The following is a 19,098-nucleotide window of genomic DNA, read 5'->3' as shown; positions in this document are numbered from 1 at the left end:
CGGACACCGCGCCGCCCGTACCCGCGGCGTGCGGGTACGGGCGGCGCGGTGTGTGCGGCCCGGGGGTGCTACACGGAGCTGCGCCGGATGCGGCGCAGGAGCACCAGGCCCGCGATCACGAGAACCCCTCCGCCCGCGGCCGGCCAGAGGTTCGTGCCGGTGTCGGCCAGATCGCCGGTGACCGCCTGCGGTTCGGTCTGCGACTGCGACTGCGACTGCGACTGTGAACCTGCCTGCGACGGGTCCTGCGCTGTCGCCTGCGTGGACGGGGCGTCCGCGCCCGCGGCCGGCGTCTGCGCGCGGTGGGTCGCTTCGCTGCCGTGGTGCTCGTGCGCGCCGTCCTGCGGCGCGGCGGCCGTGTCGCTCGCCGAGGCCGAGGGTGACGTGTCCGCCTTGGGCACGACGACAGTGTGGCCGGTGCCGGTGCCGGTGCCGGTGCCGGTGCCGGTGTCTGTGGTCTGGCCGCCGCGCGTCGGTTCGGTGGTGACCGGCGTGTTGGCCGGGGGCTGCGCGGTCTGCGTATCCGTGGGGGTGGCGGAGGCCGTCGCGTCGTTGCCGCCGGACGAGGCGTCAGGACTCGGTGACGGCTCGCCCTGCGACGGCTCACCCGTACCGGCACCGCCGCCGGTGCCGCCTCCAGCACCGCCGCCGTCACCAGCACCGCCACCGCCGCCGGCACCGTCGCCGCACTGTCGCCCGGCGTTGATGCAGTCCACCATCTCCCGCATGAGGGATGCGTCGAAGACGTTGATGAAGTCGTCGTGGTCGGTGATCGCCTTGTGTACCTGCTCCGGGAACCCGTCCACGGCGTACGGGTTCTTCACCTGGCCGTTCTCGAGGGTCGGCGCCGGAACGTCGTAGACCAGGCGCATCGTCAGCTGCGGGATCGCCTTGAAGCCGCCCGCGCAGTTGCCGTTGGCGTCGGCGAAGGCGACGTGCGTGCGGTGGTTGGCACTGTCGATGTTCTGACCGTCCCAGCAGCTCTGGAAGGCGAACGACCGCACCACGCTGCTGCCCTGGGGACAGATCGGGTACTTGTCCGTCAGCTGCACCTTGTCCTCGAAGCCGGTGCAGCTCCAGTGGGCGTTGGCGTTCGCGGGGCCGTTGGTGAACGCCTTCGCGTCGCCCGTGATGATGCGCAGGAACGTCGGCATCTCGACGACCTTGCTCTGCGGGTTGCCGATGAACTCGATCTGCGCCTGCTTGGCCTGCAGGACCTTTCCGACGTTGCCCTCCAGGCCGCCGCCGTTCTTGTCGGCGTCGAACTCCTGCGTACCGTCCTGCACTCGGAGCACCGGCCAGTAGTACGTGGACTTGTCGCCCTGGTTCTGACACGTGGTCGCGGCTTTGGCGAGATCGTCGTTCGTGGCGAACGCGTCGTTCGACTGGTTGCCGACGTAGTCGTGCAGGTGGTGGGCACCGTTGGTGACACCGGGGGCGACGATCACGTTGTCGGTGTTGAACTTCTTGTTGGCGTTCACACCGCACGCGCTGGTGAACGTACCGGTCGAGGCGTTGCCGCCACTGCCCGGCTTCTGCGGCACGTTCGGCTGGACCTTCGTGATGTCCACGAAGTCCGCTGCGACGGGACCGCTGACGGTGCTCGCGCCACCGCCCGGCTGGCCGCCGTTCTGCTGCCCGCCGTTCTGGCCGCCGTTGTCGTTCTGCTGCTGACCGTTGCCGTTCTGGCCACCGGCGTTGTTCTGGGACTGGTCCGCGGGGACCGCGGTGCAGGTGGCCAGAGCGTCGAGCGAGTTCGGTGCTTCGGCGCCCGCGTTCTTGAAGGCGGTCTTGATGCGGTCGATGACCGCTCCCCGCTTCTCCTTCAGCGGACCGAGGATCGCGTTCTGGGCGAAGTTCGCGTCCTGCGCCTGGGCCTGCTGCTCCGAGGTCATTCGTGCGTACGCCTCGGAGATCTGCTGGTCGAGGAGCGCGAGTTCCTTGTCGACGTCCGCCCTCGCCTGCTGTGGCACCTCGGCGAGTTTGCTGCCCACGTCCGGACAGTCGATCGTGGCGGCTCCCGACCAGGTCTGGTTGCTCGGGTTCGCCTGACCGGGCGCACCACCAGAGCCGCTCTCGGTCGCTGAAGCGTAGACATTGACCGCTACCAGCCCGCCTCCGCCCAATATCAGTGCGGCTGCGGCAAAAGTCGCACGCTGTGCCCCCATGGGGCGTCTGCGCGTGTTGCGTCTCACGTGTGTACTCCTACGTCCCGTGGCAGGCCAGGCATGGAAATCCCCCGTCCCATACGCAGGCGGGCCCGGTAGCGTTCAAACGCCGCACGAATTCACAGCAGCCTCGTAGCTCGCGGCCAAACCTGCCACGCCGATCCCAGGTCACACCGGTCAAGCCCGCCCGTGTGCCTTCTGTGAGCGGCGCGACAGCGAGTCGATGAGCACCGCGGCGAAGAGCACCCCGCCCGTGATGATGAACTGGACGGCGGCGGGGGTGTCCGTGAGCGCCATGCCCGAGGCGATCGACTGGATGATCAGCATGCCGAGCGCGGCCGACCAGGTCGTGCCGCGTCCTCCGAACAGGCTGGTGCCTCCGATGACGGCTGCCGCGATGGCGTTGAGCAGCAGGACGCCCGAGCCGGAACTCTGGCTCACCGAGGTGATGCGCGAGGCCAGGAACAGACCGCCGATCGCGGCCATGGTGCCCGAGATCGCCAGCACCGCGGTCTGCACCCGCGTCACGCTGAGGCTGGCGCGACGGGCTGCCTCGATGCTGCCGCCGAGTGCGTAGATCTGCCGTCCGTAGTGCGTGCGGCGCAACACGATGTCCAGGCCGGCCACCACGACGAGGAAGATCAGGAGGGCGAGCGGCAGGCCCTGGAAACGGTTGAGCAGATACGCGCCGGTGAACGCGATCACCGCGAGTACTCCTGTGCGTGCCACGATTCCCCGGAGCGAGCGGTAGGGCATGCCGACGGCCTTGCGGCGCCGCCTGTCCTGGTGGCACACGAGGAAGACCATGGCCACGGCGATCGCCGCCAGGCCGTAGGCGGCGGCGTCATCGGTGAAGTAGTAGCTGGTCAGCTTGGCGACGAGCCCGTTCTCGTCGAGGTTGACGGTGCCGCTGGTCCCGAGGATGTACAGCATGAAGCCGTTCCAGGTGAGCAGCCCCGCGAGCGTGACGACGAACGCCGGCACCCGGGTTCTCGCGAAGGAGAAGCCCTGGACGGTTCCCGCCGCGGTACCCGTGAGCACACCGATGAGGGCGGCAAGCCACTCGGGCACGCCGTTGTTCACGTTGAGAACGGCGAAGACGGCCGCGGCGAGACCGCTGATCGAGCCGACCGACAGGTCGAGTTCACCGATCAGCAGAACGAAGACGATGCCGACCGCGATGAGACCGGTGCCCGCGATGTCCACGCTGAGATTGGACAGGTTCCGGGGCGAGAGGAAGCTCTGGTTCAGGGACTGGAAGGTGATCCAGACCGTGGCGAGGACGAGGACGACGGGCAGCGAGCCCAGTTCGCCGGCGCTCAGCCTGCGCCGGGAGGCGACGATCCAGCGATCGACGACACGGGCGACGGCACGGACGTAGGCCTGCCCGCGGCGGGGCCCCGGGGCCTCGGCGTCGGGTGCGGTGGGTTCGGCTCGAGCGTCGCCCTCCGTCCTGCGCATCCCTTTCACCACCCCGACTCGGGGGAGGCCATCCGGTGGGGCACGTTCTCCGTGGCGCCGGTGACGGAGGAGATGATCTGTTCCTGAGACGCGGTGTTCACGTCGAAGAAGCCGTTGTTGCGACCGAGCCGCAGCACGGCGGCCCGGTCCGCGAGAGCTTTGACGTCGCCCATGTTGTGACTGATGAGCAGTACTCCCAGGCCGCGGTCGCGCAGCTGGTCGACGAGGTCGAGGACCTCGCGCGTCTGCTCGAATCCCAGAGCGGCGGTCGGTTCGTCCAGGAGGAGGACCCGCGGGTTGCCGAGGAGCGAGCGGGCGATGGCGACCGTCTGCCGCTGGCCAGTGGAGAGTGAGACGGTGGGGACCCGTAGATCGGGGACACCTTTGGTCAGGCGTTCCAGCAGGTGCCTGGTACGGCGCTCCATCTCCACCTCGTCGAGGAACCCGAACCTGCGGATCTCGCGCCCGAGGAAGAGATTGCCGACGACATCGAGGTTCCCGCACAGCGCGAGGTCCTGGTAGACGGTGGCGATACCGAGGTCCCGGGCGTCGTGGGGGCGCTTGATGGGGACCGTCCGGCCTTCCCACTCGATGGTGCCCTTGTCGGCGGGGGCGACGCCGGAGATCACATTGACCAGGGTGGACTTGCCGGCCCCGTTGTCCCCCAGAAGAGCGACGACCTGTCCTGCGTAGATCTCCAGCTCGATGTCCGTGAGGACCTCGACGACGCCGTAGCGCTTGCACACGCCGCGCAGCGCCAGCAAGGGGGGAGTGGGCACGGTGACCATCTCCTTCCCGGGGCCCGGACCTGCTCGGAACCTGCCTGTCAGGTGAGTCCCGCCTTGCCGCATGCGGCCGCGAGTTGGGGGGTGCAGATCTGCTGGATCGTGTAGACGCCGTCCTTCACCAGGGTGTTCTTGATGTTGTCGGCGGTCACGGACACGGGGGTGAGCATGACGGCGGGAACCGTCCTCCCGTCACGGGTCTTCACCTTGCCCGTGGCGTCCCGGTCGAGGCTCTTATGGCGGGCCGCGGACACGGCCATGGCGGCGGCGGCCGAGGCCTCGGGGCCGAAGGGTTTGTAGACGGTCATGTACTGATCGCCGCCGACGATGCGCCGCAGGGCTCCCAGTTCGGCGTCCTGCCCGGTGACGGGAGGCAGCGGGGCGACCTTGTTCGCCTTGAGGGCGGAGATGCTGCCGGCGGCGAGGCTGTCGTTGGCGGCGTAGACCCCGTGGATGGTGGAGGCGCCGAGCGCGGAGATGGCGCCTGACATGTCGAGGTTCGCGGTCTCCGGCCTCCACTGGAGGATGTCGTACGCCTTGCCGATCTTCACTTTCCCGTTGAGTACGGACAGCGCGCCCTTCTTGAACGCCACCGCGTTGGGGTCACTGGGATCGCCGTTCATCATGACGATCGCGCCGGTGCGCGCCTTGGTGCCCATCGCCTTCAGCAGTGCCCTGCCCTGGAGCCTGCCGACCTCCTCGCCGTCGAAGGAGACATAACCCGAGATCGGGCCCTCGGCGAGACGGTCGTAGGCGATGACCGGGATACCTGCCGCATGGGCCTTCTTGACCGCGACGCCGAGCGATTTGGCGTCGACGGCCACGAGCACGATGGCATCGACGCCCCTGGTGATCATCGAGTCCAGCTGTTCCTGCTGGGTGGCCACATCGCCCTTGGCATTGGCGTGCTCGACCGTGCAGTCGTGGCACAGCTCCGTGATCTTCTTCGCGAGCAGTGGCGTGTCCTGTGTATCCCAACGAGACGTGGTCTCGTCCGGTAGCAGCAGACCGATCGTCAGGGCGTTGCCACCGCCGGAGCTGTTCCCGGCGTCGTGCCCGCAGGCCGTGAGAGCGACGGCCGTCGAGATCGCGGTCATGACGACGGCCGCGCCCCGGAGGCAGGCCTTCATGCGGGGGACCTCCCTGTCCTTCACCTCGCGCTTGTTCCTCACCGAACGGCGCACGGGCAGCGCGGGGTGGCGTCAAGGGCTCCTGCGCGGGACGGCGGGGTGGTACGGGCCTCGTGTGACGCGGCCCGACGGCGCCGATCCCGTCGAACCAGGTAGGTGGTCGCGGAGCGTCATGGCCCGCCCCGTGGCAGGACGACCACGTCGTAAGTGTGACACCGGCCGAGGTGATCTGCGAACGCAGCGACTCCGGCCGGCGATGTGTGCTGCGGCATGGATATGTCCTATTGATACCCATATACGATTCTGGTGTGCGGGTGCCTGATTTCCATCCTTCGGCACCTGGCGCATCGACGGGAGGTAGGTCGCCGACATGCCTCATGACGGCCGTGCCCGGGCCGGGGTCTCGGAGCCACGGGCATGCGAGGCCGACGCCGCGGACACCGGTTCACCGCTTCCGGTGCCGGCCGCGGTCACGAGCGAGCGGGCCCTGACGTTCGCGGGGGTGGCGCTGACAGCGGTCTATCTGCCCGGTGCCGGGAAACAGGAGCTTCGGCTGGTGGAAACGGCCGGACGCGCCCGTTCCGAGTACGGGCTGCCGGAGCGTTTGCCGCTGTCCGGTGACTCACCGGCGGCGCATGCCTTCCGCACCGGCCGGCCACTGTGGCTGACTCCCGCGGCACTCGCCTCCTACGCGACGGGCGGGCCCACGCCCCCGCGACCGGAGGTGTCTCTCGCCGCGCTCCCCCTCGGGACGAAGGGCGGGCGGCTGGGCTGCCTCGTCGCCGTGGGGGCTTCGACGGACGGTTTCGAGGCCGAACAACGGCGCTTCCTGGAGCAGTACGCCGACGCGGTCGTCGCCGTGCTCCGGACGGGAACCGGCCGACCCGTTCCGTCGCCGCTGCTGAGTCCGGCCCTGCGGAGTCTGTGCGTCGGCTCCTTCGTCATCACCCCGGACACCGGCCTGATCGAGGCGGACGAGACGATGCTCGAGCTGGCCGGCATCACGCCCGAAGACTTCGACGGCAAGGCGGACACCCTCCTCGCGCACGCCCTCCCGGAGGACATGCACGCGCTGATGTCGGTCCTGGAGCCCGACTCCCAGACGGTGGGTCGGCGGGAGCTGGAGTTCCGTGTCCGCCGTCCGACCGGTGAAATGCGCTGGTTGAGCCTGAGCTGCCAGGTGGTGGCAGGCTTCGACGACCGGCCGGAGCAGGTACTGGGCGTGGTGACGGCGACCTCGGTCCTGCGGCAGAGCGCCGACGACGTGTCCAGGATCCAGTGGTTGAATGCCGCACTCGACGATGCCGTAACGGTTCGTGACGTCAGCCGGGTGGTGGTCACCGCGCTGGGTGAGCCGCTGGGCGCCGACCGGGTGGCACTCGCCGAGTTGCAGGACGACCGGCTCGCGGTCACCGTGCTCGATCCCCCCGAGCCCGCCGCCTGGCCGCAGTGGTGGCGTTCCGAGTGGCGCTCGGAGTGGCCCGACGCACCGGTCAGCGCCCTGCCCACCCTTCAGATGGCACTGCGGGACGGACGTATGGATCTGTGGTCCGCCGGCGCGGCTCTCGAACCCGGACTCGCGGGCATCGGCGCCGGAGGTCTGGCCGTCCTGCCGCTCCCCGCCAAGGGCTGGGTCGCCGGCGTGTGCCTGGTCGGCTGGGACCAGCCGCACGAGTTCGTCCCCGAGGAGCGGTTCCTGCTGACCGCCACCGCGGCACTGGTGGGACAGGCACTCAAGCGTGCGCGCGCACACGACGCCGAACAGGAGCTCGCGACGATGCTGCAGCGCAGTCTCCTGCCCCGGCGCCTGCCCGAGCTGCCCGGCGGGACGGCCGTCGCCCGCTATCTGCCCGCCAGACGGGGGTTGCAGGTGGGCGGTGACTGGTACGACGTCATAGCCCTCTCCGAGGACCGGGTGGCGCTGGTCATCGGCGACGTGCAGGGACACAGCGCCGGAGCCGCGACGATCATGGGCCAGATGCGCACCGCGATCAGGGCGTACGCCGTGGAGGGCCATCCGCCCGACGTGGTCGTCTCGCACGCCAACCGGCTCCTCGTCGGTATGGAGACCGATCTGTTCGCCACCTGCTGCTATGCCGAGTTGGACATGGAGGAGGGCAACGCCCTGTTCGTACGGGCCGGGCACCTCGCACCGCTGGTGCGCCATCCCGACGGCAGGACCGAGGAGGTACAGGTCGCGGGCGGACTCCCGCTGGGCATCCTCGCGGACGCGGAGTTCCCCATGACCACCCGCGCGCTGGCCCCCGGCACGGTGATCGCCATGGTCACCGACGGCCTGGTCGAGGCCGTCGACCTGCCCCTGGACGAGGGTATGGACCGGACCCGCGCCGCGCTCGCCGCGGCGGATCCGGCGGATCCGGGGGAAATGGCCGACGCACTGCTCGGCGAACTCGACCCTCGTGAGGACGACGTGGCGCTGTTGCTGCTGCGCTACGACGGCATGAAGACTCGACCGATACGGGCCGGCTGGGCGGTGTGGCGGCTGCCCGACGCCGTCATGCACGCACGCCGTTTCACCGCACGCGCGCTGCGTCGGTGGAAGGTCGAAGAAGTGACCGACGCGGCATTGCTGGTCGTGTCGGAACTGGTCACCAACGGCCTCATGCACACTCAGGGCCCGGTCCGCGTCGACCTGATGCTCCGCGGAGACCGGGTGCGGGTCAGCGTCAGCGACACCTCGCCGCGTGCCCCCGCCAAGCCGGTGATCGTGGACTGGGACGCGACCGGCGGCCGAGGTCTGCTGCTCGTCGAAGCGATGTCGGAGTCCTTCGGCTCCGTGCCGGTGGCGGGCGGCAAGCAGGTGTGGAGCGAGCTCGTCGTGCCGCGAAGCGAGCAGGCTCGCGTGGACTCAGGGCCCCGGACGGAGCGAGGGGGCCTGCCATGAGGACCCGTACATGGCACGTCGTCGCGGCGCTCGTCGCGGGATTCATGACGACGTCCCTGGCCGCCTGCGAAGAAGACGAGACGGGCAAGGACGGCTTCACCGTCGGCCTGCTGCTCCCGAGCCGGACCGTCCCCCGCTGGGAGCGGTCCGACAGACCGCTGGTCGAGAAGCGGCTCAAGCAACTGTGCCCCCACTGCACCTTGGAGTACGCCAACGCCCAGAACGACGCGATGAGGCAGCGGCAACAGATGAGCTCCATGATCACCAAAGGGGTCAGGGTCCTGATCCTCGACGCAACCGACACCAGGGCACTGCGCTCCTCGATCCAGGAAGCGCACGAGGCGGGTGTCCCGGTCGTCGCCTACGACCGGCTCGCCGACGGCCCGATCTCGGGCTACGTCAGTTTCGACGGCGCGCAGGTCGGCAGGCTTCAGGGCGAGGCGCTCCTGAAGGCCATGGGCGACAAGGCGAACGGCGGAAACGTCGTCATGATGAACGGCGATCCGACCAGCCCCAACGCGGCGTGGTTCCGCGGCGGGGCACTGTCCGTCGTCTCCGGCAAGGTGAAGATCGGCAGGTCGTACGACACCCAGGGCTGGAGCACGGACAGCGCTCACGCCAACATGTCCGCCGCGATGGCGGCCCTGGGCCCGGACCGGATCGACGGTGTCCTGGCGGCCAACGACGCCATAGCCGCAGGCGTCATCTCCGCTCTCAAGAGCGGCCGCGTCAGGGAGCTTCCTCCCGTCACCGGCCAGGACGCCGACCTCGACGCCGTGCAACGCATCGTCAGGGGCGAGCAGTACATGACGGTGTACAAGCCCTTCAAGGCGGAGGCCGACGCGGCCGTCGCCATGGCCGTCGCCCTGGGACGCGGAGAGGACCTCCGCGAGATCGCCACGACGACGACCAACAGCCCCACCACCAGGCACATCCCCTCCGTCCTGCTCACTCCGAGGGCGGTGACGGTGGACAAGATCAAGCCGACACTTCTCAAGGACGGCGTATACAGCGTCGACCAGATCTGCACCACCGAGCTCCGGCCCGCCTGCGAGAAGGCCGGACTCATCCGCTTGCAGGACGAATGACGGGCGCTCAGCGCACGGGAAAGCCGAAGGAGTAGCCCTGCTGCTTCAGCCAGGGCAGGACCTCGCGCAGGGCGGCCACGGTCTGGGAGCGGTCCCCGCCGGCGTCGTGGAAGAGGACGGTCGGGCCGTTGGAGATCTCGCTCTTGACGGTGGCGACGATGGCACCCGTGCCGGGGTGTTCGAAGTCCTTGGAGTCGACGTTCCAGCCGAGGGGCCGCATGCCGTGGGAGGCGGCGAGGTGGCGGCTGTAGGGGGTGAAGGCGCCGCCCGGGGCGCGGTAGTACTGCGGCCGGACACCTCCGGAGGCCTGGGTGATCATGCGTTCGGCGTCCAGGATCTGCTGGGACTGGTAGGCCTGGGACTTGGTGTCCATGGTGGTGTCGTGCGAGACGGTGTGGTCGCACAGCCGGTGTCCGGCGGCCACCACCGCCTTGACCAGGTCCGGGTGGGCCTGGGCCTGGGTGCCCACCATGCAGAAGGTGGCCTTGACGCCGTTGTCCCGCAGCACCTGGAGGACCTGCGGCGTCCACGTGGGGTCCGGTCCGTCGTCGATGGTGATGTTGACACCGCGGGCCCCGCGGTCCGAGGCATGGGCGATGTCCACCGACACCGGCTTCCCGCCGGGAGCCTTGGACCCGGCGTTCGACGCGCCGGAGTGTGCCGAGCTGCCGGCGGGCGTGTGCTGCCCCTCGACGGGGTTGGCCTGCGCGGTCCACATCGAGGTGGCGGCGGCCGCCGCCGTCACCCCGACCGCCGCCGCGAGAACCCGCCCGTGCCAACCCCGTCCCCCATGCCGCGACATGTCCGCCCCACTCCTCGTCGTCCTTGTGGATCTCGTGCACCCGTGAGGACGGCGATGGGCCGCCGGGGGATGCGTCCGTTACCGATCACGGACAATTTCGCGGGGATTTGGAGACAGAGCGGCGACACCACGCAGGGAAAGTCCTCCGAACGAGCGGCGGTGAGCCCGGCGTTGGTGAAGCTGCCCCCTGCGCAATGCGGCCTGGGCTACGGCTCACCTCGGTGCGAGAGGGCTCGCTGCCGGCCGACCGCCCACGTGAGTGCCGCCGGTCGCACTCCGGGCGCGCTCGCGGTGAGTGTGACGCGGAGCGCCGTTCGGCCGATCTCCTCGCCGTCGCGGCCGGCGACCGCCGTCAACTCGCCGGGGGCGTACGGCACGGTGAACGTGGCCATGGCACGCTCGGGAGTCGGCGCCGCCCGGGCTCGACGTCCCAGGTACAGCACGCCGGCTCGTCGAAGCAGCCCCACCAGACGGCCACTTGCTCGGCGATCCCGGACACTCCGAGAGAGTTCCAGGCGGCCCAGACCCAGTTCCCCACAGCCCACGTGTGGTCGTTCACGAACTTCGTGTCCTGGTGGATCGTCGAGGGAAAGCCCTCGCTCTGGGTCACCGCCCGCTCGGGGTGGGCGTCGAGCAGCGGCCCGCCGCCTCCCGGCGTGTTGCCGCCGTGCCGGGTTTCGAGGAACTGGGCTCCCAACTCAGCGTTGGGATCGACGGTTGAGAGCGCTACGAGGGCGCGTTGTTCCGGCGCTGTGCGGCCTGAGGCGGGCCGGCCGCAGCGGGCGGTCGGCTCTGCGGGGGGTTGTCCTGAGCGGGACGGGGCCCGCCGCGCAGGGCCGAGGCGAGGGCGGACACCAGCGCCATGCCCGCGGCGACGCTGAAGACGATGGCCAGGCCGTGGTGGAACGGACCGGAGACCAGTTGCGGGAAGAAGGTGTGACCGGTCAGGGTGGCGTGTTGGGCCGCGGTGAGGTGGGTGAGGGTTCCGCCGGCTCCGAGCAGGTGCTCGATGGGGTTGTTCCCGAGGAACGTGGCGAACAACGTGCTCACCGGGGGCAGCGACGCGGCATGCTCGGCGGAGCCGGCCGGTACGCCGTGCGCCTGGAGTCCGCTGCTGAGCGCCGCGGGCAGGGATGAGGCCAGTCCGGAGACCATCAGGGAGAAGAACACACCGATGGACAGGGCGGTGCCCGAGTTCTGGAACGTGGAGCGCATGCCCGAGGCGACGCCCCGGTACTCGGGCGGCACGCTGCCCATGATCGAGGACGTGTTCGGCGCGGAGAACATGCCCTGGCCCAGCCCGTTGAGCAGGAGCAGCGCCGCGAAGAGCCCGTAGTCGAAGTCGATGGGCAGGGCGAGCAGCCCGAGGAAGGAAACCGCGACGACGACCAGGCCGGCCGTCGAGAACATGCGGGCGCCGAACCGGTCCGACAGGTAACCCGACAGGGGACCAGCGATCAGGAAGCCGAGCGTCAGCGGCAGCATGAAGATGCCTGCCCACAACGGGGTGTCCTCGTACGCGTAGCCGTGCAGGGGCAGCCAGATGCCCTGCAGCCAGATGATGAGCATGAACTGCAGCCCGCCGCGTGCGATCGCGGTCAGCAGCGCCGCCAGGTTGCCCGCCGCGAACGCCCGTATCCTGAACAGGGCCAGGGTGAACATGGGGTCGGCGACGCGCGACTCCACGTAGCAGAAGAGCAGCAGCAGGACGACGCCGCCGATCAGGCCGCTGAGCACCCACGGATTTCCCCAGCCGGTGGCGTGGGAGCCGTAGGGCTGGATGCCGTAGGTGATGCCGGCCAGCAGGATTCCGGCGCCCGCGGCGAAGGTGATGTTGCCCAGCCAGTCGATGCGGCCGGGGCGCCCCGCCGCGGTCTCGCGCAGGCTCAGGTACGACCAGATGGTGCCGGTGATGCTGATCGGCACACTCACCCAGAACACCGCGCGCCAGTCGACGGCGGCGAGCAGGCCGCCGGCGAGGAGGCCGAGGAACTGGCCGGCGAGCGCGGTGATCTGGTTGATGCCGAGAGCCATGCCGCGCTGCCGGGTGGGGAAGGCGTCGGTGAGGATCGCGGCCGAGTTGGCGGTGAGCATGGAGCCGCCGAAGGCCTGAACGATGCGCCAGAGGATCAGCCACATCGCGCCGGCGCCGGCCCGGAAGGGGTCGAGGGACAGCGCGACGGAGGCACAGGCGAAGATGAGGAAACCGAGGTTGTAGATCTTGACCCGGCCGTACATGTCGCCGAGTCGGCCGAGGACGACGACGAGTACGGCTGACACGAGCAGATAGCCCAGGATCATCCAGAGCAGATAGCCGATGTTGCCGGGCGCGAGCGGGTCGAGCCCGATCCCGCGGAAGATCGCGGGCAGCGAGATGATCACGATGGAGGCGTCCATCGTGGCGATCAGTACACCGAGCGTGGTGTTGGACAGGGCGACCCACTTGTACCCGGGGCCCGCGGGGATGTCCTTCCGGCGCGTCCAGCGCGAGGTGCGCGCGGTCACAGCCGTTCCGCCAGTCGGTCGAGGAGGGGCAGGGCCGACGCGAGTGTCCCGCGCTCCTCCGGGGTGAACTCGTCGAGGACGGCCGAGAGCCGGTGTACGGACTCGGAGCGCCGCTCCGCCAGCATGGCCCGTCCCTCCGCGGTGATCGCCACGATGATCCGTCGCCCGTCCGCCGCGTCGGGGCCACGACCGACGAGCCCGCGCTGTTCGAGTACGGCGAGTGTGCTGGCCATCGCCTGTGGCCGTACGCGTTCCAGGTCCGCGAGGGATCCCGGGGAGCTGGGGCCGTCGGCGGCGAGCCGCGCGAGCACCGAAACGCCGGAGAGGGACACATCTCCCACGGCGTGGGCCTGGCGCAGTCGCCGGGTCATGCGGCCCACGGCGAGGCGAAGCTCGGAGGCGAGCCGGACGGTGTCGCCCGGGCCGTGGGCGTGATCGGTGCCTGCTTCTATGTCCGCCTTCACAAGTACTAACAGTAGGTTTATCAGTCTGGGCTGATCAATCAAATGTTAGTAATGATCGGACGGGTGATCACCCACCCGTCCGCGCTGCCGCGGCGCACCCTCTGTCGCGATCGAACGATTGAACGTACGCTGACAAGTCATAGAACTTCGGGCGTGATTGACTGGGGGAGCCCGTCATGTCCTGGGACAACAACGGCCCGCGCGCCGGATTCGTCGTACCGCCGATGCCGACCGCACCGCCGCCCGCTCCGGCCGACGGGCTGCGAGCGGCCGCGGTCGCGCTGCTGAACCTGTGCGGACTGGGCCTCGGTTATGGGCTGGTGCGCCGGTGGGGACTCATGGCGCTGTGCTGGGTCGCGACCGCGATTCTGCTCCTGGTGGCCCTCCCCGCGGACCCGGACGGCGTCCCCGGCGGAGCCGTCGTCGCCTATCTGGTCTTCCTCGGTCTCGCGGCCGTCCATGGTGCGGTCGTGGGTCTGCGGACCCGTCTGGTGTGGCCGCCGCGCTCCTGGCTCGCGATCGCGCTCGGGGTCGCCCTCCTGGCCGTGCCGACCGGAGGCGTCGCCCTGTACGACGGCGCGCGTGACGACGCCACCGAGGCGATGCTCATGGACCGGCTGGAGCGGGCGGACAAGCTTGTCCAGACCGCCGGTAAGCAGTCGTTCGCAACGGCGGAGGCCGACTACCGCCGGTCACTGGCGGTCTATCGGAGCCTGCGCAGTGACCATCCGGGCTCGCGCGCGGCCGCCCGGGTCCCCGACCGGCTCAAGACGTACTACGCCACAGTCGGCGCGCCCTACGACCAGAAGAACTACTGCGACGCCATAGCGCCCTTGAAGTACCTGCGCACCGTACCGAGGACCATCGGCGAGCGGGAACTCGGAGCACTGTCCACCTGGCCCGACGATCGGCTGGCGACCTCGCTCTACGAGTGCGCGGCGCAGTCGCTGAGCGGTGGCGAGGCGGACTGGACCACGCACTTCAGCGATCTCCTGACGACGTTCCCGCGGTCCGCGTCGGCCGCGAAGGTGGAGCCGGCGGTCAAAACGGCGGTCGACAAGGCCGTGAAACAGGTGGGTGGCGGCGATCCCTGCACGGCCGTCCAGCACCTCAACAGCCTGGGTACCCAGGTCCGCGCGCTGCCCGGAGAAGAGGCGGGCGTGGCCGCGGACCTCGGCAAGGACGCCGACCGGGCCGACAAGACCGCGGATTGGGGCACGTACGCCTGCGGAGTGGACCAGTACAAGGACGGGCGCTTCGACGAGGCCGTCACCACGATGAACGAGTTCGTCAAGAACAATCCGCACCACACGAACCGAGCCCGCGCCCAGAAGATCGCCATCGCGGCGGAAATCGCCCAGACGGTGCCCGCCGCGGGCAAGAGACTGCCCACGACGGCATCCGGCGGCAGTATCACCGTCACCGTCAAGAACGACAGCCCCGACGACATCACCGTGATGTACACGGGGCCGGTGACGGGAAGCTTCCCCCTCAAGGCTTGCGGGAGCTGCACTTCGTACTCCCTCGCCAGCACACTGGTGCGGGGCTTCACACCGTGCGACGACAGCGGGAAGAACTACCCGCAACGGACGATCCAACTGCCCGCCGGTACCACGTACTTCGTGCACAAGGCCCGGGGCGGAACCGGGAAGTCCCCGGCCTCGGACACGGCCAAGCTGAGGTCCGGCTACATCTACACCGAGTGCGCCTACACGACGAGCTTCGGCTACTGACGCCCCGGCGTGTCGATGGTCATGTCAGATCGTTGAAGGGGCGTTAGATCGTTAGATCATTGAAGGGGCGTTGACCAAGAGACCGACCGCAAGGAGAGGGCCATCGTGGCAGACGAGCAGAGCGAGGTGCCGGACAGCACCGCGGTGCGCGTCGCCCTCTGGCGGGCGATGCACGTGCGGGTCGACTCGCCGCCCCACGTGATCGAGGACGAGATCGGACTGCGACTGGCGGCACCTGATGAGGGATGGGAGCGCCGCCCGGACATGGACCCGCGGGGCACCAGCGGGTTCCGGGCGGCCATTGTGGCCCGAGCCCGATTCATCGAGGACCTGGTGGCCGAGCAGGTCGGCCACGACGTCGCCCAGTACGTCGTGCTGGGCGCCGGACTCGACACCTTCGCCCAGCGCAGGCCCGAGATCGCCGCCCGACTGAGGGTGTTCGAGATCGACCAGCCGGGCACCCAGGCCTGGAAGCGCCGACGCCTGATCGAACTCGGCTACGGGATCCCCGACCGGCTGCGACTGGTGCCGGTCGACTTCGAGGCGGGTGCGGACTGGTGGGAGCAGCTGTCCGACGCAGGCTTCGATCCCGGCCGGCCGACGGTCGTCGCCTGCACCGGCGTCACCATGTACCTCACCAAAGAGGCCACCGCGGCGACCCTGCGTCGGCTCGCCGGTCTCGCCCCCGGCTCGACGCTCGCCATGACGTTCATGCTGCCGGCCGAACTCGTCGATGACGCCGACCGCCCCGCACTCGAGGCGACCAAACCGCAGGCGCAAGCGGCCGGAACGCCGTTCATCAGCTTCTACGCCCCGCAGGAGATGCTGGCGCTGGCCCGTGACGCCGGCTTCAAGGACGTCGATCACGTGTCGGGAACCGTCCTCGCCGAACGCTACTTCGCCGATCGGACCGACGGCCTTCGCCCGTCGAGCGGAGAGGATCTCCTCGTGGCCACCACCTGACACACTGCGGCCGGGCCACCACCGGTTCCGAAAACCCGGGCCGTGCCCGCTTCCCACTCCGTAGCGGGCCGCGCCGTGCGAGGGTGGTCGCATGGACGGTGAGGTGAGGTTCGAACCTGATCTGTACCGCGGTACGGCCGGATACTACGACCGGTTCCGGCTTCCCTACCCCGACGCGTTGATCGCAGATCTCTTACGCCGGACAGCTCCCTCGGGGCGCGGGAGCCTGCTCGACCTGGCATGCGGCACCGGCCAACTCGCCTTCCCGCTGCGCGACTCGTTCACGGACGTCTGGTGCGTGGACGCCGAACCCGGCATGACCGAAGTGGTCCGCGCCAAGGCGATCGCCGTCGGCGCGGCCCACATTCGTACGGTCACCGTCGGCGCCGAGGAGCTGCCCGCCGGGCCGGACAGCTTCGAGTTGATCGTCATCGGCAATGCCTTCCACCGGCTCCGCCGCGCTCCGACCGCCGGGCGCGCCCACACCTGGCTCAGGCCCGGTGGCTGTCTTGCGCTGTGCTGGTCGACCTCCCCCTGGGCGGGTTCCCAGGACTGGCAGCGGGCGCTCGCCGACGTGCTGCGAAAATGGCGGAACGCCCTCGGCGCGGCCGGACGCGTTCCGCCCGGCTGGGACGAGCCGAGGCAGCGGGACCCTGACCACGACGTGTTGTCCCGTGCCGGGTTCGAGCCCGCCGGACGCCACGAGTTCTCGGTCGAGCACCACTGGACGATCCGTGAACTCGCCGGGCACATCCGGTCGACATCGTTCCTGCCGCCGCCGGTGCTCGCGGACCACGCCGCCGCCTTCGACGCCGACCTCACCGCCGAACTCAGCAGCCACACGGCCGACGACCGCCTCACCGAGACAGTCGGCTTCGCCTACGAACTGGCCCGCAAACCGGCACGGGCGTGAAAGCCGACGGGCGATGTCGGTGAGTCGCTTCAGGATCGCATCGGCTCGTCGAGGAGGGTGCGGGCGAGACGGCGCAGCTCGTCGTCGTCCTTCCAAGTGACGCGACGCGGGGAGGTGGCGCAGAGCTCCAGCAGGGGCCGCAGCTTCGGAGGGGTGGTCGTGAGGGCGCCGGCTGTCCGTATGTCGGCAAGGACGCGCAGGGCATCACGGCGGTCGTACCAGGCGCTGTCGTTCGAGGCGTAAGTGGCGGTGGGCGCAGCCCAGGCGAGAAGGAGGGGGAGCACGGGCCGCGGGTTTCCGGTGATGCGCCAGTAGGCGTCGGCGGCCCCCGAACGGCCGTATTCCCGTGGGTCGTGCAGCACCGCGGAGACCTCCGGGGCGAGTGGCGCACCGAGCGGGCCGAGCCGTCCGATGGCCGGGAGGATGCCGGGCGGGGACTGCGTGCGCAGCAGGTCGCGCAGGGCCTCGACGGCCGGTTCGGCATCCCCGGTGATCAGGGCCCTGGAAACGGCGGCCTCCGCGTGGACGCCGTGCCGCGCCGTGGGGTCCACGGTGGCCAGCAGGTCGGCGGTCTCGGCGTCCGTGCCGGACGGGCCGAGTTCCCCCAGCAGACGGGCGGCCGCGACGGTGGGGTGCTCGCGCAGGGCCTGCTTGAGCTGGGGGAGGTGCGCGGCGGCCAGGTCGGGTCCGAGGGCGTCGAGCAGCTCCGCACTGCCGCGGGCGATCAGCTCGGGAAGCACCGGGTGCAGGCGGGGCAGGGCCTCGTCACGGTGGTGGGTCAGGTATGTGGCGAGGACCGGTCCGCTGAGGTTGCCAGGCTGTTCGAGCAGCCGCAGGTCGCCACAGCCCGCCAGCGCCAGGCGCGCGCACTCGACCACTTCGGCGCGGGCCAGGGCCCGTTGGGCTGCCCGCTTCGTCCGCTCCCGCCCCGTGGAGTGGGGTCGGACGATTTCCGGGCCGTCGGTGACCGTGGCAGCGGTGCTGTGCGGGACATCGGCACGGTCGTCGTCCGCGACTCCGACATCGACCCACAGGAGCCCGTGCCCCTTCCCGCGGCTCGACTCGCGGCCGGCGACGCCGGGAGCGTACGAGGAGCTGGCCGCGTATTCCTGCTCGTCACCGGCGGCCTCAGCGAGCAGCAGGTCGCGGAGGTCGCTGCCGGGATCTCCGGCCCGGGTCATCAGGCCTGCGATCGCGCGGACGATCGAGGAGCGCTCCGCGCCGTCCTGATGCAGGGGCAGTGCCTCGGCCAGCGCGGCCACGCACTGTGCCTCACGGTCCCGCCACCGCTGATCGACCTGTCCGACCAGGCGGGAGCCCCAGCCGTGAGGTCACCGGCCGCGATCCATGCGCGCGCGACGCTCAGCGCGCCCTCCGGGTCCTCGGTCAGGAGCTCGTTCTCGCGGTCGCGGGGCGCACCGGGATACGGGAAGGGCCGCGGGCGGGCGGCGAAACGGTGTGAGCTCGGGACAGCCGCGCCGTCAGCCGCGACGACCGCCACCAGGGCCCCGGGGTAGGGGAGTTCGGCCCGGTCCAGGCCCGACAGCGCGGCAGCCAGGCGGACTTCCCGGTCGTGGTCGCCCGTTGCTGCGGCCTCACGGTCCCGCACGGTCGCTGGATCAGGATCGAGCAGGGCGAGGGCGGTGAGGGCGTCGGCCCGAGTCGAGGCGGACGGATCGCTCTCGTAAAGGTCCGTGAGCGTGCGGACCACGGCAGGGTCGGCCGGACGTGCCCCGACGCACGCCAGCCGGATCGCGGCCTGCCGCACAAGGGGATCGGGGTCGGTCAAACACCCCATCAGCAGCGGAAGTTCGGCCAGGACCGCCGCGCGCACCCGTCCACCGAGGGTCTCCGGGGCAGGCACCCCCCACGCGTCGAGCTCGGCGAGCCCGGTCAGCACCTCCAGGAGCGCCTCTCGATGCCAGGCCACGTGCAGTGCCAGATGGGCCAGGAACGGCACCGCTTCCAGTGTCGCCGGATACAACGACCCCTGGTGGTTGAGGTTGTTGATCAGCTCCTCACCGACGTTCTCGCCGCGCTCCGTCTCCGGGGACTCTTCCGCGTACAGGACGCGGATCATCTCCGGAACGTCGCCGGCCGGCCCATAGGCGTGCTCAAGGGCCGCCCACTCCACCTCGTTCAGCTCTTCAGGCGCGCGCACGCCCGCACCCTACCGACCCC

General features: G+C 70.1%; 15 protein-coding genes. 5 read left to right on the top strand and 10 right to left on the bottom strand.

Going from position 1 to position 19,098, the window contains the following annotated elements; genetic code table 11:
* Nucleotides 1-68 precede the first annotated feature (68 nt).
* The 4 genes from ACFZDJ_RS36990 to ACFZDJ_RS36975 all read right to left on the bottom strand — a co-directional run bounded on the left by ACFZDJ_RS36990 (nt 69) and on the right by ACFZDJ_RS36975 (nt 5,544).
* Complete coding sequence (locus tag ACFZDJ_RS36990; RefSeq protein ID WP_391065976.1) at nt 69-2,168, bottom strand: DUF1996 domain-containing protein; 2,100 nt, start codon at nt 2,166-2,168, stop codon at nt 69-71.
* A gap of 177 nt (nt 2,169-2,345) precedes the next feature.
* On the bottom strand, nt 2,346-3,629 hold the full coding sequence (locus ACFZDJ_RS36985) for a sugar ABC transporter permease (RefSeq protein WP_391065552.1): 1,284 nt from the start codon (nt 3,627-3,629) through the stop codon (nt 2,346-2,348).
* A gap of 5 nt (nt 3,630-3,634) precedes the next feature.
* Entirely contained in the window at nt 3,635-4,417 is a 783-nt protein-coding gene (locus ACFZDJ_RS36980) for an ATP-binding cassette domain-containing protein (RefSeq protein ID WP_390933910.1), read from the bottom strand.
* A 38-nt stretch (nt 4,418-4,455) separates the two neighbouring features.
* Nucleotides 4,456-5,544, bottom strand: coding sequence for a substrate-binding domain-containing protein (locus ACFZDJ_RS36975; RefSeq protein ID WP_390933911.1), 1,089 nt, complete (start codon nt 5,542-5,544; stop codon nt 4,456-4,458).
* A gap of 370 nt (nt 5,545-5,914) precedes the next feature.
* Here ACFZDJ_RS36975 and ACFZDJ_RS36970 point away from each other — a divergent pair, with 370 nt between their 5' ends.
* Nucleotides 5,915-8,449, top strand: a complete 2,535-nt coding sequence (locus tag ACFZDJ_RS36970; protein WP_391065549.1) for a SpoIIE family protein phosphatase — start codon at nt 5,915-5,917, stop codon at nt 8,447-8,449.
* On the top strand, nt 8,446-9,537 hold the full coding sequence (locus ACFZDJ_RS36965) for a substrate-binding domain-containing protein (protein ID WP_391065547.1): 1,092 nt from the start codon (nt 8,446-8,448) through the stop codon (nt 9,535-9,537). Before ACFZDJ_RS36970 ends, ACFZDJ_RS36965 begins: the two co-directional genes overlap by 4 nt.
* Nucleotides 9,538-9,544: 7 nt before the next feature.
* On the opposite strand, the gene ACFZDJ_RS36960 is transcribed toward ACFZDJ_RS36965, so the two are convergent.
* The 4 genes from ACFZDJ_RS36960 to ACFZDJ_RS36945 form a co-directional block, all read right to left on the bottom strand.
* Nucleotides 9,545-10,339, bottom strand: coding sequence for a polysaccharide deacetylase family protein (locus tag ACFZDJ_RS36960; RefSeq protein ID WP_384908864.1), 795 nt, complete (start codon nt 10,337-10,339; stop codon nt 9,545-9,547).
* 206 nt (nt 10,340-10,545) lie between these two features.
* Complete coding sequence (locus ACFZDJ_RS36955; RefSeq protein WP_391065543.1) at nt 10,546-10,731, bottom strand: hypothetical protein; 186 nt, start codon at nt 10,729-10,731, stop codon at nt 10,546-10,548.
* A 334-nt stretch (nt 10,732-11,065) separates the two neighbouring features.
* Entirely contained in the window at nt 11,066-12,844 is a 1,779-nt protein-coding gene (locus ACFZDJ_RS36950) for an MFS transporter (protein ID WP_391065541.1), read from the bottom strand.
* Entirely contained in the window at nt 12,841-13,308 is a 468-nt protein-coding gene (locus ACFZDJ_RS36945) for a MarR family winged helix-turn-helix transcriptional regulator (RefSeq protein WP_384908858.1), read from the bottom strand. Before ACFZDJ_RS36945 ends, ACFZDJ_RS36950 begins: the two co-directional genes overlap by 4 nt.
* 176 nt (nt 13,309-13,484) lie before the next feature.
* Here ACFZDJ_RS36945 and ACFZDJ_RS36940 point away from each other — a divergent pair, with 176 nt between their 5' ends.
* From ACFZDJ_RS36940 to ACFZDJ_RS36930, 3 genes are all read left to right on the top strand, one after another.
* Nucleotides 13,485-15,041 (top strand): hypothetical protein, encoded by a 1,557-nt coding sequence (locus ACFZDJ_RS36940; RefSeq protein ID WP_391065539.1) that lies wholly within the window; start codon nt 13,485-13,487, stop codon nt 15,039-15,041.
* Between the two features lie 105 nt (nt 15,042-15,146).
* Nucleotides 15,147-16,004: an SAM-dependent methyltransferase gene (locus ACFZDJ_RS36935; RefSeq protein ID WP_390933921.1), complete on the top strand. Its 858-nt coding sequence runs from the start codon at nt 15,147-15,149 to the stop codon at nt 16,002-16,004.
* Nucleotides 16,005-16,107: 103 nt separating this feature from the next.
* Complete coding sequence (locus ACFZDJ_RS36930; protein ID WP_391065536.1) at nt 16,108-16,917, top strand: methyltransferase domain-containing protein; 810 nt, start codon at nt 16,108-16,110, stop codon at nt 16,915-16,917.
* Nucleotides 16,918-16,946: 29 nt separating this feature from the next.
* Here the strand turns inward: ACFZDJ_RS36930 and ACFZDJ_RS36925 are convergent, their stop codons facing one another.
* Nucleotides 16,947-18,179 carry a hypothetical protein gene (locus ACFZDJ_RS36925; protein ID WP_391065533.1) on the bottom strand — a complete coding sequence of 411 codons (1,233 nt, stop codon included), beginning with the start codon at nt 18,177-18,179 and terminating at the stop codon, nt 16,947-16,949.
* A complete protein-coding gene (locus tag ACFZDJ_RS36920) occupies nt 18,098-19,078 on the bottom strand; it encodes a HEAT repeat domain-containing protein (protein ID WP_391065531.1) in 981 nt (326 codons plus the stop codon). The genes ACFZDJ_RS36925 and ACFZDJ_RS36920 overlap by 82 nt, the downstream gene beginning before the upstream one ends.
* Between the last annotated feature and the right edge of the window lie 20 nt (nt 19,079-19,098).

It is taken from the genome of Streptomyces sp. NPDC007896, from assembly GCF_042959425.1.
GTDB lineage: Bacteria > Actinomycetota > Actinomycetes > Streptomycetales > Streptomycetaceae > Streptomyces.
Note: the sequence above shows the minus strand (reverse complement) of the source record. Positions and strands in the feature narration are given on the sequence as shown.

What these genes read in the sequence shown, in the direction of transcription:
- ACFZDJ_RS36990 (WP_391065976.1), bottom strand. Translation starts at nt 2,168, where the DNA reads ATGGGGGCACAGCGTGCGACTTTTGCCGCAGCCGCACTGATATTGGGC.
- ACFZDJ_RS36985 (WP_391065552.1), bottom strand. Translation starts at nt 3,629, where the DNA reads ATGCGCAGGACGGAGGGCGACGCTCGAGCCGAACCCACCGCACCCGAC.
- ACFZDJ_RS36980 (WP_390933910.1), bottom strand. Translation starts at nt 4,417, where the DNA reads ATGGTCACCGTGCCCACTCCCCCCTTGCTGGCGCTGCGCGGCGTGTGC.
- ACFZDJ_RS36975 (WP_390933911.1), bottom strand. Translation starts at nt 5,544, where the DNA reads ATGAAGGCCTGCCTCCGGGGCGCGGCCGTCGTCATGACCGCGATCTCG.
- ACFZDJ_RS36970 (WP_391065549.1), top strand. Translation starts at nt 5,915, where the DNA reads ATGCCTCATGACGGCCGTGCCCGGGCCGGGGTCTCGGAGCCACGGGCA.
- ACFZDJ_RS36965 (WP_391065547.1), top strand. Translation starts at nt 8,446, where the DNA reads ATGAGGACCCGTACATGGCACGTCGTCGCGGCGCTCGTCGCGGGATTC.
- ACFZDJ_RS36960 (WP_384908864.1), bottom strand. Translation starts at nt 10,339, where the DNA reads ATGTCGCGGCATGGGGGACGGGGTTGGCACGGGCGGGTTCTCGCGGCG.
- ACFZDJ_RS36955 (WP_391065543.1), bottom strand. Translation starts at nt 10,731, where the DNA reads ATGGCCACGTTCACCGTGCCGTACGCCCCCGGCGAGTTGACGGCGGTC.
- ACFZDJ_RS36940 (WP_391065539.1), top strand. Translation starts at nt 13,485, where the DNA reads ATGTCCTGGGACAACAACGGCCCGCGCGCCGGATTCGTCGTACCGCCG.